Annotated in this window: 16 protein-coding genes and 1 pseudogene; 5 read left to right on the forward strand and 12 right to left on the reverse strand. The window is 71.1% G+C overall.

The genetic code is table 11. The annotated features are described in order from the left end of the window. The 3 genes and pseudogenes from EXE46_RS10670 to EXE46_RS10680 all read left to right on the forward strand — a co-directional run. Positions 1–119: pseudogene (locus EXE46_RS10670) on the forward strand (IS6 family transposase); the annotation flags it as partial. Positions 120–180: 61 nt separating this feature from the next. Beyond that, complete coding sequence (locus EXE46_RS10675; protein ID WP_137688381.1) at positions 181–597, forward strand: hypothetical protein; 417 nt, start codon at positions 181–183, stop codon at positions 595–597. A 54-nt stretch (positions 598–651) separates the two neighbouring features. Next, positions 652–978, forward strand: coding sequence for a hypothetical protein (locus EXE46_RS10680; protein WP_137688382.1), 327 nt, complete (start codon positions 652–654; stop codon positions 976–978). On the opposite strand, the gene EXE46_RS10685 is transcribed toward EXE46_RS10680, so the two are convergent. Beyond that, the gene (locus tag EXE46_RS10685) at positions 967–1,272 is read right to left on the reverse strand and encodes a PRC-barrel domain-containing protein (protein ID WP_137688383.1); all 306 of its coding nucleotides are present in this window, start codon (positions 1,270–1,272) and stop codon (positions 967–969) included. The genes EXE46_RS10680 and EXE46_RS10685 overlap by 12 nt on opposite strands. A 181-nt stretch (positions 1,273–1,453) precedes the next feature. Here EXE46_RS10685 and EXE46_RS10690 point away from each other — a divergent pair, with 181 nt between their 5' ends. Then, positions 1,454–4,543: an FAD-binding and (Fe-S)-binding domain-containing protein gene (locus tag EXE46_RS10690; RefSeq protein WP_137688384.1), complete on the forward strand. Its 3,090-nt coding sequence runs from the start codon at positions 1,454–1,456 to the stop codon at positions 4,541–4,543. Between the two features lie 37 nt (positions 4,544–4,580). Here EXE46_RS10690 and EXE46_RS10695 read toward each other — a convergent pair whose 3' ends face one another. From EXE46_RS10695 to EXE46_RS10705, 3 genes are all read right to left on the reverse strand, one after another. After that, complete coding sequence (locus EXE46_RS10695) at positions 4,581–4,790, reverse strand: hypothetical protein (RefSeq protein WP_137688385.1); 210 nt, start codon at positions 4,788–4,790, stop codon at positions 4,581–4,583. Between the two features lie 21 nt (positions 4,791–4,811). Further along, positions 4,812–5,807, reverse strand: coding sequence for a DUF5787 family protein (locus tag EXE46_RS10700; RefSeq protein WP_137688386.1), 996 nt, complete (start codon positions 5,805–5,807; stop codon positions 4,812–4,814). An 84-nt stretch (positions 5,808–5,891) separates the two neighbouring features. Beyond that, complete coding sequence (locus EXE46_RS10705; RefSeq protein ID WP_137688387.1) at positions 5,892–6,338, reverse strand: bis(5'-nucleosyl)-tetraphosphatase; 447 nt, start codon at positions 6,336–6,338, stop codon at positions 5,892–5,894. Positions 6,339–6,511: 173 nt separating this feature from the next. Between EXE46_RS10705 and EXE46_RS10710 the strand changes: the two genes are divergently transcribed. Further along, entirely contained in the window at positions 6,512–6,844 is a 333-nt protein-coding gene (locus EXE46_RS10710; RefSeq protein WP_121562205.1) for an uS10/mL48 family ribosomal protein, read from the forward strand. Between the two features lie 101 nt (positions 6,845–6,945). Here EXE46_RS10710 and tgtA read toward each other — a convergent pair whose 3' ends face one another. The 8 genes from tgtA to EXE46_RS10750 all read right to left on the reverse strand — a co-directional run bounded on the left by tgtA (position 6,946) and on the right by EXE46_RS10750 (position 14,375). Continuing rightward, positions 6,946–8,424 (reverse strand): tRNA guanosine(15) transglycosylase TgtA, encoded by a 1,479-nt coding sequence (gene tgtA, locus EXE46_RS10715; RefSeq protein ID WP_137688388.1) that lies wholly within the window; start codon positions 8,422–8,424, stop codon positions 6,946–6,948. A 79-nt stretch (positions 8,425–8,503) separates the two neighbouring features. Next, entirely contained in the window at positions 8,504–9,280 is a 777-nt protein-coding gene (locus EXE46_RS10720; RefSeq protein ID WP_137688389.1) for a Nif3-like dinuclear metal center hexameric protein, read from the reverse strand. 150 nt (positions 9,281–9,430) lie between these two features. Further along, positions 9,431–10,771, reverse strand: coding sequence for a glutamyl-tRNA reductase (hemA, locus tag EXE46_RS10725; RefSeq protein WP_137688390.1), 1,341 nt, complete (start codon positions 10,769–10,771; stop codon positions 9,431–9,433). Further along, complete coding sequence (locus tag EXE46_RS10730; protein WP_137688391.1) at positions 10,771–11,505, reverse strand: bifunctional precorrin-2 dehydrogenase/sirohydrochlorin ferrochelatase; 735 nt, start codon at positions 11,503–11,505, stop codon at positions 10,771–10,773. Before EXE46_RS10730 ends, hemA begins: the two co-directional genes overlap by 1 nt. A gap of 31 nt (positions 11,506–11,536) precedes the next feature. Continuing rightward, the gene (locus EXE46_RS10735) at positions 11,537–12,622 is read right to left on the reverse strand and encodes an Lrp/AsnC family transcriptional regulator (RefSeq protein ID WP_137688392.1); all 1,086 of its coding nucleotides are present in this window, start codon (positions 12,620–12,622) and stop codon (positions 11,537–11,539) included. 93 nt (positions 12,623–12,715) lie between these two features. Continuing rightward, entirely contained in the window at positions 12,716–13,183 is a 468-nt protein-coding gene (locus tag EXE46_RS10740) for a hypothetical protein (protein ID WP_137688393.1), read from the reverse strand. Positions 13,184–13,193: 10 nt separating this feature from the next. After that, positions 13,194–13,598, reverse strand: a complete 405-nt coding sequence (locus EXE46_RS10745; RefSeq protein ID WP_137688394.1) for a 30S ribosomal protein S6e — start codon at positions 13,596–13,598, stop codon at positions 13,194–13,196. Positions 13,599–13,664: 66 nt separating this feature from the next. Further along, the gene (locus EXE46_RS10750) at positions 13,665–14,375 is read right to left on the reverse strand and encodes a lipoate--protein ligase family protein (protein WP_137688395.1); all 711 of its coding nucleotides are present in this window, start codon (positions 14,373–14,375) and stop codon (positions 13,665–13,667) included. Positions 14,376–14,456 lie beyond the last annotated feature (81 nt).

Below are 14,456 nucleotides of genomic sequence, written 5' to 3' on the forward strand. Positions count from 1 at the left end.
TTTTTCGTGAGGTAAAACGCAGAACTATCAGTTTCTCAAACTGTTTCAGCAACGCCGAAGCAGAAACTGCTGACGAGTGGCTGAGATCGTTCGCCTTCGCATGGAATCAGCTTATCTGAACACTACCACCCGAACCGTGCGTGTCCTTTTGTCGTCCCGTCTCGTAACGCCGGCCGAGCAGTGATCTACGTCACCCGCGACCTGTTGACCGTGCTGCGCGAGCGCGCCGCGAGCGAGGACCCCGACGAGGTGAACGTCCGGCTCTCGGCGACGCCCGCCGGCGAGTTCGAGGCAGACCTCGGGCTCGACCCGGCGACGCCGGTGGTGACGCATTTCACGCTCCCCTCGGTCGGCGGCTCCGTCAGTTCGGTGTTCGGCGTCGACCTCGGCACGCCGGCCGGCGGGGGCGGCGCGCGGTTCCTCTCGCACCCGGACGGGTTCCTCGGCGTCTCGCGGACCGACGACCTCGCGGGCGTGGTGATCGTCGCCGTTCCGCCGTACGACGCCGACTCGCTCGCCGCGTTCGACCGGTCCGGCGAGGGGGTCGAACTCGCCGTCGTCGACGCCGCGCCGCCGAGCGAATCGATTCCGGAGTAGCCGGACGCGCCGAGAACAGGGGTTTCAAGCCGCCGGAGGGAGTAGACGACCTCGATGGCAGCACGGCCACCCGGCGGCGGCGATACGAAGGAGCCCGAGGCGATCGAGTTCGGCATCGCCGCGCTCGACGCCCGGCTCGACGAGGCTGACGTGTCGTTTCCCGCGACGGCCGCGGAGCTACGGGACGCGCTCGGCGATCAGGAGGTCCCGTACGACGCGCAGGGGCGTTCGCTCTCGCTCGCGGACGCGCTCGACCGCGTACCCCAGCGGGAGTTCGAAAACGAGACGGCGTTCCTCGACGCGCTCTACCCGGTGTTCGACGAGGCACGGCGGGAGGAGCGCGGCGTGATCGCCAGCCTCCGCGACGCGTTACCCTTCTGAGGCGATTTCGGCCGCCTCCTCGTCGGAGTCGCCGGCGTCGTACCGCTCGATGACGTCGTTGATCAGGACGACGTCGCCGACGGCGCGGACCCAGCGGTACGGGACGATGACGCCGGTCGAGCCGCTCACCTGTCCGGCGAACAGCTCGTGGTTGAGTTCGGCGAGGGCGAGGCCGGTCACGGCGCGGGCGTCCAGATCGAGCTGGATGTCTTCGATTTCGCCGACGAAAACGCCGTTGCTGGAGTACACCTCGCGGCCGACGAGCGACGTGATCTCTTCGGGGGCTGCGTTCATACACGATACGGTCACGAGCGCGCCTAATAAGCGTTCGTTGTCGAACGACGCGCGTCGGACAGGCGGTGGTAGAACGTGGGTGGCGGGGGTGGTGACAGAACGGGGGCGTCGGTGGCGAGTCTCGTTCCCGCGGCGCGCCGACGGCAAGAGGTTTTTCATGAGTCGACTGTGAGGGAGTCGTATGGCAACGAACACCTCGGAGCCGGATCCGACGGACGGCGGGGACTTCGACTACACGGGAGGGGACGTGGAGCGGCCGGATCTCGTCGACGCGCTCGACCGGCGGGTAGACGGCGACGTGCGCTTCGACGACTACTCGAAGCGGCTGTACGCGACCGACGCCTCGGCGTACGAGGTCACCCCGATCGGCGTCGTGATACCGGAGTCGACCGCGGACGTGGCGGCCGTCCACGAGTACTGCTTCGAGGAAGGGGTCCCGGTCCTTCCGCGCGGCGGCGGCACCTCCCTCGCCGGACAGACCGTCAACGAGGCGGTCGTCCTCGACCTCACCGGCGAGATGGACGACGTGATATCGACGGACGCGGACGCGAAGCGGGCCCGCGTTCAGGCGGGCGCGTACGTCGGCGACCTCAACGCCGCGGTCGAGCCCGACGGCCTGAAGTTCGCGCCCGACCCGGCGTGGCGCGACAAGTCCGCCGTCGGCGGCGCCATCGGCAACAACTCCACCGGCTCGCACTCGCTGAAGTACGGCAAGACCGATCACTACGTCGAGGAGCTGGAGGTCGTCCTCGCGGACGGCACCGTGGCGACGTTCGGCGAGGTCGCGGTCGAGGAGCTCCGCGAGTCCGCCGACCCCGACGCCGACGGCCTCCTCCCGCGAATTCACGCCGAGGTCGTCCGGATACTCGACGAGGAGGCGGACGCGATCGACGAGCGGTTCCCGGAGCTGAAGCGGAACGTCTCCGGCTACAACCTCGACCGCCTGCTCGCCGAGTACCGCGGCGAACACGGCGAGGAGGGCGTCGTCAACCTCGGCCGCCTCCTCGCGGGCAGCGAGGGGACGCTCGCGACCGTGACCGAGGCGACGCTCTCGCTCGTCGAGATCCCCGAGACGAAGGCGGTCGCGCTGCTCACCTACGACGACCTCCTCGAAGCGATGGAGGACGTGGCGGCGTGTATCGAACACGACCCCGCCGCCGTCGAGGTGATGGACGACGTGCTGCTCGGGCTGGCGGCCGACACGCCGGAGTTCGAGGACGTGGTCGGCATGCTCCCGGACGGCACCGACTCCGCGCTCCTCGTCGAGTTCTACGCCGACAGCGACGCCGATGGCAAACGGAAGGTCGCGGACCTCATCGCGGACCGGGTCGGCGCCGCCGCGAACGGAGGGGCCGGCGACGGAGACGGCGCCGTCGACACCGCGGTCGACCCGAGCGCCGGCGCCGCGGAGACCACGAGCCACCCCCGCCGCGCGAGCCACGCCATGGAGGCGCACGACCCCGAGAAGCGCGACCGCTTCTGGAAGATGCGCAAGGCCGGGCTCCCGATCCTCCTCTCGCGGACCACCGACGAGAAGCACATCTCCTTCATCGAGGACTGCGCCATCCCGCCGGAACACCTCCCGGAGTACACCCGCGAGTTTCAGCAGATCCTCGAGGACAACGACACGTTCGCCACCTTCTACGCACACGCCGGGCCGGGCGTGCTCCACGTCCGCCCGCTGATCAACACGAAGGACGTCGACGACGTCGACGCGATGGTCGACATCGCGGACCGCGTCACCGACGCGGTGGTCCGACTGGGCGGCTCCGTCTCGGGCGAACACGGCGACGGTCGTGCGCGCACGCAGTGGAACCGGAAGCTGTACGGCGACGAGCTCTGGGGGACGTTCCGCGACCTCAAGACCGCGTTCGACCCCGACTGGCTGCTCAACCCGGGCAACGTCTGCGGCGACGTCGACATGCGCGAGAACCTCCGGTTCGACGCGGAGTACGAGTACGACGCCGGCTTCGACCCCGCGATGGAGTGGGCGGTCGACAACGGGATGCAGGGGATGGTCGAGCTCTGTCACGGCTGCGGCGGCTGTCGCGGCCCGCAGGACACCACCGGCGGCGTGATGTGCCCGACCTACCGCGCCGCCGACGAGGAGATCCAAGCGACCCGCGGCCGGGCGAACATGCTCCGCGGGGCCATGACCGGCGAACTCCCGGACGACCCGACGGACGACGAGTTCGTCACCGAGGTGATGGACCTCTGTGTCGGCTGTAAGGGCTGTAAGGTGGACTGTCCGAGCGGCGTCGACATGGCGAAACTGAAGGCGGAAGTCGAGCACGCGCACCACGAGGAACACGGGATCGACCTCCGGACGCGGCTGCTCGGTCATTTCGAGTCGCTCGCGCCGCTCGCCTCGAAGTTCGCGCCGCTCTCGAACCTTCCGAACAAGATCCCCGGGAGCGGCCTCATCGCGGAGAAGGCGCTCGGGATCGCGGGCGAGCGCGACCTCCCGACGTTCCGCTCGGAGACGCTCGTCGACTGGTTCGAGGCGCGCGGCGGCGCGGGCGTCCCACGCGACGAGGCCGACCGCGACGTGCTGCTTTTCCCCGACGTGTACACCACCTACACGAACCCCGGCGCGGGGAAGGCCGCGGTGCGCGTGTTAGAGGCCGCGAACTGCCACGTCGAGATCCCGGACGTGGACGGAAGCGGGCGCCCGCCCCACTCGAAGGGGATGATCGACGTGTCGCGCGCGACCGCCAAATCCGCCGTGGAGACGCTCGCGCCCGACGTCCATGACGGCTGGGAGGTTGTCGTCGTCGAGCCCTCCGACGCCGTGATGCTCCAGTCGGACTACCACGACCTGCTCGACGGCGACGCGAGCGACGTACCCGACGCCGACGTGGCTGCCGTCTCCGAGAACGCGTACGGGGTCATGGAGTACGTCGACGCGCATCGCCTCGACGAGGAGCTCCCGCTCGACGCCCCGACGGAGTCGCTCACTTACCACGGCCACTGCCACCAGAAGGCCACGAAGAAGGACCACCACGCGGTCGGCGTGCTGCGACGCGCCGGCTACGGCGTCGACCCGCTCGACTCCTCCTGTTGCGGGATGGCCGGCTCGTTCGGCTACGAGGCGGAGCACTACTCGATGAGCAAAGCGATCGGCGAGAACCTGTTCGAGCAGGTCGACGCGAGCGACGGCGACGGCCTCGTCGCGCCCGGCACCTCCTGTCGGACGCAGCTGGAGGAGGGACCGGGCGAGGTGCCGGAGCCGTCGCATCCGATCGAGAAGCTGGCGGCCGCGCTGTCGTAGGCGGCCGCGACGGGGTCGGCGGATCGCCGGCGGTCCGTCACTCGGGGATCCAGCTGACGTTCGCGGCGAGGACGGCCAGCAGGTACGTGAAGACCGGGAACGTCACCGCGACCACGACGAGGAGCGCCGGGTCGAGTCCGCTAGGGTCGTCGGAGAGCCAGCCGGTGTACTGGAGGACGGCCAGCGTGAGGACCACGACGACCGTGTTGATCGCGTACTCGGAGAGCGACGGGTTCGGGAACCGCATACGGTCGGGTGGTGCCGCGGCTCACTCAACCTTTTCGACCCGGTCGCGCTCGCGTTCCCGCCGCCGCCCCAACACCCGCTTGAACCCCTTTCCCGGCCCGCCCTCGATGGGCCACCCCTTCGTGCGCCACTGGGGAGGCTCCGGCGAGAACTCGGCGCACGACCCGGAACACTCCCGCGCTGTCGGAATCTTCCCCTTCGCCGCGCAGTGCGGGACGAGCGCCTTCCCCTCCCGGCGGAGTTCGAAGTGCCGACAGTCGGGTCGCATGGTGTCGTGGAACGAGCGCCAGCCTTTCCCGTATGCGCGCTCGGCGATCTCCAGCCGCAGCGTCTCGGTCTCGGCGTCGCGGCGCTCGCCCTCGGCGGGGCGCAGATCGCTCGGGTGCCACGCCACGTCGGCCGCGTCGGCGTCGACGCCCCCGGAGAAGTCGGTCGCGAGGATCCCGACCTCGACGGGCATCTCGCGGAGGAGCGCGGGCTCGACGCGCTCGCCGGTCGTCTCCGTCGCGAGCCACGCCTCGTCGGCGAGCGCGGTCTCGACGTCGTGTTCGAGCTGGTCGGCGAGCCTGTCGGCCGCGCTGGCGTCCAAGTCCGGCTTGTTCTCGACCGCGACGATCCGCCGGACCCAGTCCGGGTACGGCCGCAGCCGGCGAATCTCGATCCGGTTGCCGTCGCGTCGTTTCTCGATCAGGTCCCGGCCGGCGGCGCGGTGAACGGCCCGCCGGACGTAGCGCCACGGGTAGCCGGGGTCGGGCAGCGCGTCGCGGTACCACGCCCACTCGGCCGGCGCGCCTCGGACGACGTGGAGGAGGTCGGAGTCGATGGTCCGGTCGCCGAACGCGCGCCGTGCCGCGAACGCCGCGGGATCGACCTCGATCACGACCGTGTCCCACCGGCGCTCCTTGGTGCCGAGCTGGCGGGCGATGAGCGCCGGTCGCGGCCCCGCGCTCGGGTGCCACGTCAACTCGGCGTACCGGCAGACCAGAAGCTCGTAGCCGAACTCGGCGTCGGGCGTCACTGGTCGACTCGTCGGGCGGAGCGGACAAAAGCGGACCGCTCGGAGGCGGAGCCACCGTCGATCGGGCTCCGACTCGCGTTCCGGTCAGACGTAGTTTCCGTTCTCCTCGTCTTTCCGTTCGTCGAGGTAGTCGTGGGCCTCCTCCAAGATGTCGCGCGGGCCGTCTTGGGTGATCGTGTTGAGCGCTTGGTCGTAGTCGCGCCACTGGAGGTCGCGGTGTTCCTTCGAGAGCTCGGCGCTCGCCTCGAACGAGCGGGCGATGAACAGGTGGACCGTCTTGTGGATGGTCTTCCCGTTCGCCTCGAACACGTAGTCGTACTCCCTGCGGAACCCGTCGATCAGCCGGAAATCCTCTATCCCGGCCTCCTCGCCGACTTCTCGTATCGCCGTCTGCTGGAGCTCCTCGTCCCCCTCGACCCCGCCTTTGGGGAACTCCCAGTCCCCCGGTCGGCTCTTCAGGAGCAAGTACTCCCGTTCGCCGCGGGTGTCGCGGAAGAGGATGGCTCCAGCGCTGGTCGCTTCGACCGTCATTAGCCGCAGGTAAGCGATCACCCCTAAAGAGCGTGTCGGAGTCTCGAACGGATCGGAACGGCTCGGCGGCGTCGACCGGTCTCCCGCCGGGATTCGCGGTGCGGTCGCACGCGCCGAGCGCGGGTAGATGCGCTTTTACCGCTCGGGAGGCCATTGACGCACGACCCCCAGCCATGACCTTCGTCACGAAACTCGACTTCGCGTCCGGCGACCGCGACGTACTCGTCGAGACCGTCCAAGAGCTCAAAGAGACGCTCGAACGCAAGGGTGCCGAGTGCAAGGGCCCGCACGCGAGCCCCTCGGAGCGCGTCACCGTCCCGCTGTACAAGGATCTCGCGCCCGGCGACGAGTTCTCGCCCTGGCGCTACGACGTCTACCGCCGCTCGATGGAGATACACGGCGCCGACGACATCGCGCGCGACGTCGTCGGCCGCGACTTCCCCGACTCGATCCACGTCGAGGTCGAGGTCGACCAGAAGAAGCCGCTCGGCCACCGGCGGGACTGACCGACCCGCCCTCGAATCCACGGTCGACGCGGTCACGGCTGCGATTTTCGCTCCGACGGAGTCTATTCCTCGACGGAGTCTGTTCGCGAGCCCGCGGCTCGTCAGCCGAGCGTCCGGAGGTTCTCGGTCTCAATCTCGTCCGGGAGGCGCTCCAGCGCCCGCTCGCACCAGGCGTCGTGACCGAGCGTGATCGCCGTCTCGGGATTGGCGTCCGCCAGCGCGGCCACGCCCGCCGCCGCGGCGACCTGCGCCGCGCCGTCGGTCCGCTCGGGGACCTCGGCGGTGAGGGGATACGTCTCCGAGAGCGCGGGCGGGTACGGCCCGAACGGTGCTTTCACCCGCCACACCGCGTCGTACTCGTGGTTCGAGGGCGCCTTCGACTCGGTGAGCAGGAGGTCGTCGGGCACCGCCAACCGGCCGAGGCGTTCCCGGTGGCGCCGCACCTCCGGCCGTCGGGCCGCCTCGTGTGAGGTGTAGAAGAACGCATCCTTCGAGGTGGAGTCGGTCCGCTCTAACTCCTCGGCGTGGTCGAGCAGCGCGCGGTAGCCGTCGAGCATCGCCGGGTGGCCGCGGGCGCGGCGGTCGACGAGTTCGAGGAGGGTTCCCGATCGGATCGCCTCCTTCACGCGGCGCAGCTCCTCGAAAGTGACGTGGAGGTTGTGCTCGGCGAGCAGCCGCTCCGTCTCGCCGTCGTCGAAGCCGCGGAGGTCGGCCGGAGTGTGGTCGGCGCACACGGGACACGAACAGGGAAAGTAGTCGAGCTCTTCGAGGTGTTCCGTCCCCGAGACGGTGAGGTAGCGCCCGTCGCGCGCCATCAGCGCGTACGCGGCCGAGTCGAACAGGTCGCAGCCGGCCGCGACCGCCAACGCGAGCATCATCGGGTGACCGGCGCCGAACAGGTGGACCGGCGCGCCCGGGCCGAGACCGCGCTTGGCCGCGCGCACCGCCTCGACCACCTCGGCGTAGCGGTAGGAGTTCAGGAGGGGAACCATCGCACCGACCGGGAACACGTCGAGGTCGGTCGCGGCCGCGTGCCGCCCCGCCTCCTCGCGCAGGTCGGCGTACGTCGACCCCTGAACCGGCGCGTTGACGAGCATCTCACCGGTGTCGGCCGCCTCGGCGTCCGCGAGCGCCTCCTTCGTCGTCGCGAGCTCGCGCTCCGCCCGCTCGCGGTCGGCGTCGGGCGGCGTCGGCACGTCGACGGGGGTCGCGACGTCGCTGCCGATCTCCCGCTGGAACTCGATGATCTCCGCGGTCGTCACGTCGATGTCGCCGTACTCGGCCAGCTGGAAGGAGCCGGAGTCGGTCATGATCGCGCCGTCGAACCCGAGGAACTCGTGGAGTCCCTGATCGACCACGCGGTCGCGGATGCGGTCGGTGCTCCGGATGATGTAGGAGTTCGTGATCAGCATCTCCGCGCCGAACTCCGATTCGAGCCGCTCGGGCTCGATCGTGAGCACGTTGGGGTTGACCACGGGCAGAAGCGCCGGCGTCTCGACCGTGACGTCGGCGCGCGGGACCTCCAACCGGCCGATCCGTCCGGCGGCGTCGTGGTCCCGGATCTCGAAGTGATCGCGCATACCCCGACTGCGCGGACGCGAGCGGTAAGGGTTGCGTTCGGCGGCGACGCGGGTCCGCAGCCGGGCTGGTCGGCCGCCCTCAGAGCCCCGTCGGGTGCGGGAGGTAGGTCGTCTCTGGGCCCCACTCGGTGGTCAGCGACTCCAGCGCTCGCACGCCGAACGTCTCCGTGGCGTAGTGGCCGGCGAGGAACACCGTGAGGCCGGCCTCCCGCGCGTCGTGGTACACCTGCTGTTTCCCCTCGCCGGTGATCAGCGCGTCCGCGTCGGCCGCGACCGCCTCGTCGAGCCAGTCGACGCCGGAGCCGGTGACGACCCCAACGCGCTCGATCTCGTCGGGGCCGAAATCGAGGACGCGCGTCGGCGCCGACTCGCCGTCGGGTTGTCCCTCGAAGCCGTCGAGGGTCTCGCTGACCGCCGCCGTCGACCGCGGCTCGTCCGTCTCGCCGATCGTTCCGATCGTCACCGGACCGATCTCGCCGAACGGCTCCCGATCGCGCAGCCCGACCGCGTCGGCGACGCCCGCCGCGTTGCCGAGGTCCCGGTGGCCGTCGAGCGGGAGGTGCGAGACGTACAGCGCGATGTCGTGCTCGACGAGCGCCGCGATCCGGTCGTGGACGCGACCGGTGACGCGCTCGATGCCGCCCCACGAGAGCCCGTGGTGGACGACGAGCACGTCCGCGCCCGCCTCGGCGGCGGCCTCGATCGTCGCTCGCGCGGCGTCGACCGCGAACGCGACGCGCTCCACGTCGCCGTCGTCCGGACCCACCTGTAGCCCGTTCGCGCTCGCGTCGACGTCGGCGTACGCGGCCGTGTCGAGCTCGTCGTCGAGTCGGTCGACGTACTCGGAGAGTTCCATACCGGTCCGTGGATCCGGCGGGGAATAAAGCGCGGCGGTCCGGCGGGCGCGAGGCCCTCGGAGGTGGTCTCGCCGCTGGTCGACGCTCGACGCTAACTCGCTCGCGACAGGATCAGCGGGCGACCCCGGTGGCGTCCGTACGGGGCCGACCTAATCGTCGAGCTCCTCGGCCACGGAGTCCGGGACCGCGTCGGGACCCCCGGCCGCGGCGTCGGCGATGTCCGCCTCCTCCGGCCCGTCGGCCTGCGACGTGAACTCGGGGTCGAACAGCCGGAGGGCGGTCCGGATCGTCTCCCAGTCGTCCTCGCCGGCGGCGTCCCGGAGCGACCGGGTCGGGGCCGCGAGCAGCTGGCCGACCAGCGCGTCCGCGAGGTCCGCGACCGTCTCGCGCTGCTCGTCGGTCAGGTCGCCCTGCGCCTCCAGCTTCGACATCGCGCGGTCGAGTTCGCGGGCCTTCACCTGGTCCGCGCCGGCGTACATCGCCGAGATGGCGTCGTCGGCGCGCTTGCGCTTGTACGCTTCGAGGATGCGGTCGAGCTCCTCGTCGATGATCGCTTCGACCTTCCGGGCCTCCTCGGCGCGGCTCTCCCTAGTCCGACGCGTGACGTCTTCGAGATCGTCGATGTCGTAGACGGTGACGCCTTCGCGGGCGCCGGCGGCCGGGTCGACGTCCCGGGGCTGCGCGATGTCGATACAGATGACTCGGCCCGCGCCGTCGACGTGCGACGGGTGGACGACGAGATCCGGGCTCCCGGTCGCGGTGACGACGAGGTCGGCCTCGGGGATGATCGCGGGGAGGTCCGCGAGCGGCACCGCCTCCGCCGGCGTGTCGACCTCCTCGGCGACGAACTCCGCGTGCGGGACGGTGCGGTTCGCGACGACGATCTCCGAGACGGCGGTGTCGTCGAGCGTGCGGGCGGCGAGCGTCCCCATCTCGCCGGCGCCGACGACGACCGCCGACCCGTCGGTGAGGTCGATCTCGCTCGCCGCCAGCCGGACCGCCGCGGAGCCGAGCGAGACGACCCCCTCGTTGATCTCGGTCTCCGTCCGCGCGCGCTCGCCGACGTGGAGCGCCTTCGTCACGGCGTCTTTGAGCACCGGCCCGATGCCGCCCGCGGACTTCGACTCCTCGTACGCCTCGCGCAGCTGGCCGATGATCTGGTCTTCACCGAGTACGAGCGACTCCAGCCCGGACGCGACGCGCATCAGGTGCTCTAAGCTCTCCTCGTGGTCGAGCCGGCGGACCGCGCCGCCGCGCACGTCCGGCGCGAACGTCGACAGCGCCGTCGCGCCGTCGATCGTGCGGTCCGTGACGACGTACGCCTCCGAGCGGTTACACGTCTGGACCGCGAACGCCTCCTCGACCCCTTCGCGCGCGAGCAGGTCCGAGACGGTCGCGCGGACGCCGTCGCCGCCGGCGGCCTCGATCTCGTCGACGGTCGCGTCGGCGTGGGCGACGCTCACGCCGGCGATCGCACCCGTCTCTCTCATCAATTGAGTACCCCCTCTATCACGGTGTCGGCCTCTTGCCGTCCGTAAGATCTCCCCTTTTGTAAAGCCTTCCAAACCCCCCGCGATCTGACGACGCGCCGGACCGCTTCCCGGCGCTTTTCGGGCGCGACACCGGCCGCTTTCAGCTCCTCGCGGATCTCCCCCGAGAGCGCCGCCATCTCGCCCGCGCCGTCGATCTCGGCCTCGATCCGCTCGCGCAACGCCTTCGCCAAGGCGGGGCTGGTCCCGCCCGTCGAGAGCGCCACGGTCACCGGATCGTCCTCGACCGTCGCCGGGACCACGACGCTCCCGGGGTCGCGGCCGCCGGAGACGTCCGTCCGGTTGACGAGGAGTCCGCGGTCGAGCGCGGCGGACTCCACGGCGGCGTTGACCGCGGCGTCGTCGGTCGCGGCGACCGCCAGCGCCGGGGCAAGCCGGTCGATCCAGTCGGCGACGGCGTCGGCGTCCGGGGCGGCGCGGACCAGTTCGATCGACGGGCCGGCCTCGGTCCCAGACACGCCGTCGGCCTCGGATTCGCCGTTGCCGGCCGCCTCGCTGTCGGCCTCGGACTCGCCGTCGGCTCCCGCCAGCGATCGCAGCCGCTCGTCGAACGCCGGGCTGACGACGACGACGCGCGCGGCCTCGTCGAAGCCGCGCGCCTTCCGCGAGCCGACCGAACCGCCGCCGAAGACGACCACCGTCTCGCCCGAGAGGTCGTGGTACAGCGGCGTCACCGTCGCCCTCCGAAGGCGGTGATTCGGCGGGTCACGCCGTGTTGCTGTCCGCCCGGTCCGCGATGCGGATGCCGGTCTTCTTGAGGATGCGCGTCGAGAACAGGGTGTCCCAGTCGTCGGCGCCCACGTCCCAGTACTCCGCCATCAGCTCTCTGACCTCCGCGATCCGACGCTCGCTTTCGGCCTCCGTGCGGCCGTGCGTCATGGCGAAGAAGTTGTACTCCCAGACGCCGGCGTGGCGCGGCCGCTCGTAGCAGTGCGTGACGAAGTCCAGCTCCGCGACCGCGGGGCCGACCTCGTCGAGGACGTCCTCCGGGACGTTCCAGACCGTCATCCCGTTCTCGGTGTAGCCGAGCGCGTAGTGGTTCGGGATGACGCCCACGCGGCGCACCTTCCCCTCCTCGTTGAACCGCTTGATCGTCTCGATCACCCAGTCGACGTCGGCGTCGAGCGCGGCCGCCACGTCGGCGTACGGCGTCTCCGTCACCGGCAGGCCGCCCTGAATCTCCACGACGAGGTCGCGCTCCTCGGGCGTGAGCGTCCCCCGGTCGCTCGGCGCGACCTCGGGGCCGAGATCGGAGCGGTCGACGTCGCCGTCGGGGACGGGGCCGTCGACGAGGAACTTCGCGCCGACGTGGAACTCCCGGAGCTTCGGGAGGTTGTACGTCTCCTGGCCCGTGGCGTCCTCGATCTCGGCGAGCACCTCCTCGACCCGGTCGCTCCCGTCCTTGTCTGGGTCCGGGTGGTCCGCGACGCTCACCACGAACCACATGTTGAGGTGGGGGTGTTCGCGCTCGTAGTTGTGCGCGACCGCGGTGAACTCGTTGACGGCCTCCGCGATCTCCTCGTAGCGCTCCTCGGGCGCGTGCATCGCCACGAGCGAGGCGGCGCCGCCGATCTCCTCGGCGTTGACCAAGGCGCCGAACCGCGAGAGGATTCCCTCCTCGTCGAGCTCGCGGACGCGCTCGCACAGCTCCGGCCCCGTCACGTCGACGCCGCGCTCGCGGAGCGCGGCCGCCGCCGCGTCGAAGGGGCGCTCCGTCACGGGGAAGCCCCCTTGGAACGCGTTGATGATCGCGCGGTCGAGCGCCGTCAGGTCCGCGTCGACCTCTTGCATAGAGCAATATCGGGACCGAGCGAGAATAAGCGATCCGACCCGGCGCGGGCGGGGGTTCGGCGCGCGCTACTCGTCCACGTCGCGGCGGCGACGCTACTCGTTCACGTCGCGGGCGATGTCCGCGAGCGAGGAGGGCGGCCCCCGGGCGGCGTCGTACACGGTCCGTTCGCCCGGGATTCGGAGCCCGTACTGCTCGCCGGACACCACGACGTCGAGGACGACGCCCTCGCCCGGCTCCCGCCCGTTCGCGTCGAGCCACTCGACCAGTCGGTTCGTCCCCTCACCGCCCTCCCGCGCGAGTCGGCGGTTGTCGTAGGCGCCGCGGAGGAGCCGTCCGCGGGAGTCGCTCGCGACGCGGGCGTGGTACTCGGTCCCGTCGAACGCGACTCGGATCAGGTCGCCCGCGTCGACGCCGAGCGCGTCGCAGGTCCCGGACTCGACGCGCCCGTCGAGCGCGTCGTCGTCGGGGAGCCTGACGCAGGGGCGGCGAGTGCCGCCGCTCCGGGCGAGCGAGACGCGGACCGAAGAAACGTCCTCGCCGTCGGAGGGGACGCGAGGCATCGCGGCGTCGTTACTCGTCGGCTTCGTCGTCCGCGTCGCCCTCGCCGAGCGCGGCCGCCACGTCGCCGTCGCCGTCGACGACGCTCGCGTTGATCTGCGCGATGTCGTCGTCGATCTCGCGGCCGCGGACGGTGATCCGCTTGCGCTCGCCCTCGCGGGACGGCTCGAAGCCGACGCCGCCTTCGAGGAGGAGCTCCTTCAGGCGCGTGCCGGAGACGTCCTCGCGCATGGGGCGGCCGGTCTCGTCCGAGCCGCCGGTGAGTTCGATCGTGAACTCCGACAGTCCGACGGCGTCGCCGCCGATCTCGTCGCCGAGCTCGCGACCGAGGAATCGGTTTGCGTCCTGTCCGTCGACCTCTCGCTGGAACGTCTCGCCGGTCTCGGGGTCGGCGACGACGACTTTGAATTCGGCCATGCGCGAACCCAGTCCCCCGCGCATAAAAAGCACGTCGAAACGTCGGAACCGCTCGCCGCGGCGCGCTCAGGCGTCTGCCCCGTCGACGCGCACGATACGGCGTTCGCCGTCGCCCCACGGTCCCTCGACGAACGCGGCCTCGACCGCCCGGGCGACGGCGTCGGGGTCGTCCGGGCCGCCGGCGTCCGCGACGCTCCCGACCGAATCCGGATCGAACGGCACGTCGAGCGCGCCGTAGACGCGGTCGGTGACCCGGGCGATCGGCTCGGGGTCCGCCGCCGAGGCGACGAGGACGCCCGCGACGAGCGCGGCGTCGGCGCGGACGCGCTGAGCGAGGCCGGCGATTTTACCGCCGCTCGCGACCCGCAGCGAGTAGTCGCCGGGACAGAACGCGTCCGGCGGCTCTCCCCGGACCACGTCGACGCCGAGGTCGCGGAGCGCGTCGCGGAGCGTCTCGGTCGCGGTCTCGTACCGCGAGTCGATCGACCCGCGGCCCTCGCCGGTCGGCACCGCGACGCCGAACGACAGCGTCGACCCAGTGTACGCGACCGCGCGCCCGCCCACGTCGCGCTCGACGGTCGGGAACCCCGCGTCGCGCGCCGCGCGCTTCGCTCGCTCGAATCCCGGCTCGCGGACGTCCCGCCGGCCGAACGCGACCTGCCGCGGCGGCGCGGTGACGCGCACGGCCGGGACACCGTCCGCGGCGGACGCGAGCAGGTCCGCCGTCGGCTCGCGGTCCGCGGCGGGCGTCTCGAACTCGCCCCTGTACACGCGCATACCGAATCCGACGACCGGAGCGCACAAGCCCTTTGCGCCGGGGAGGATTGCCCGTCGGCGCGCTACGAGCGCCGGAGACGA

It is taken from the genome of Halorubrum sp. GN11_10-6_MGM (assembly GCF_005435165.1).
Taxonomy (GTDB): Archaea; Halobacteriota; Halobacteria; order Halobacteriales; family Haloferacaceae; genus Halorubrum.

Excerpts from the sequence above, each read along its gene's own strand:
- EXE46_RS10680 (WP_137688382.1), top strand. The coding sequence starts at position 652 with ATGGCAGCACGGCCACCCGGCGGCGGCGATACGAAGGAGCCCGAGGCG.
- EXE46_RS10685 (WP_137688383.1), bottom strand. The coding sequence starts at position 1,272 with ATGAACGCAGCCCCCGAAGAGATCACGTCGCTCGTCGGCCGCGAGGTG.
- EXE46_RS10690 (WP_137688384.1), top strand. The coding sequence starts at position 1,454 with ATGGCAACGAACACCTCGGAGCCGGATCCGACGGACGGCGGGGACTTC.
- EXE46_RS10695 (WP_137688385.1), bottom strand. The coding sequence starts at position 4,790 with ATGCGGTTCCCGAACCCGTCGCTCTCCGAGTACGCGATCAACACGGTC.
- EXE46_RS10705 (WP_137688387.1), bottom strand. The coding sequence starts at position 6,338 with ATGACGGTCGAAGCGACCAGCGCTGGAGCCATCCTCTTCCGCGACACC.
- EXE46_RS10710 (WP_121562205.1), top strand. The coding sequence starts at position 6,512 with ATGACCTTCGTCACGAAACTCGACTTCGCGTCCGGCGACCGCGACGTA.
- tgtA (WP_137688388.1), bottom strand. The coding sequence starts at position 8,424 with ATGCGCGATCACTTCGAGATCCGGGACCACGACGCCGCCGGACGGATC.
- EXE46_RS10720 (WP_137688389.1), bottom strand. The coding sequence starts at position 9,280 with ATGGAACTCTCCGAGTACGTCGACCGACTCGACGACGAGCTCGACACG.
- hemA (WP_137688390.1), bottom strand. The coding sequence starts at position 10,771 with ATGAGAGAGACGGGTGCGATCGCCGGCGTGAGCGTCGCCCACGCCGAC.
- EXE46_RS10735 (WP_137688392.1), bottom strand. The coding sequence starts at position 12,622 with ATGCAAGAGGTCGACGCGGACCTGACGGCGCTCGACCGCGCGATCATC.
- EXE46_RS10740 (WP_137688393.1), bottom strand. The coding sequence starts at position 13,183 with ATGCCTCGCGTCCCCTCCGACGGCGAGGACGTTTCTTCGGTCCGCGTC.
- EXE46_RS10745 (WP_137688394.1), bottom strand. The coding sequence starts at position 13,598 with ATGGCCGAATTCAAAGTCGTCGTCGCCGACCCCGAGACCGGCGAGACG.
- EXE46_RS10750 (WP_137688395.1), bottom strand. The coding sequence starts at position 14,375 with ATGCGCGTGTACAGGGGCGAGTTCGAGACGCCCGCCGCGGACCGCGAG.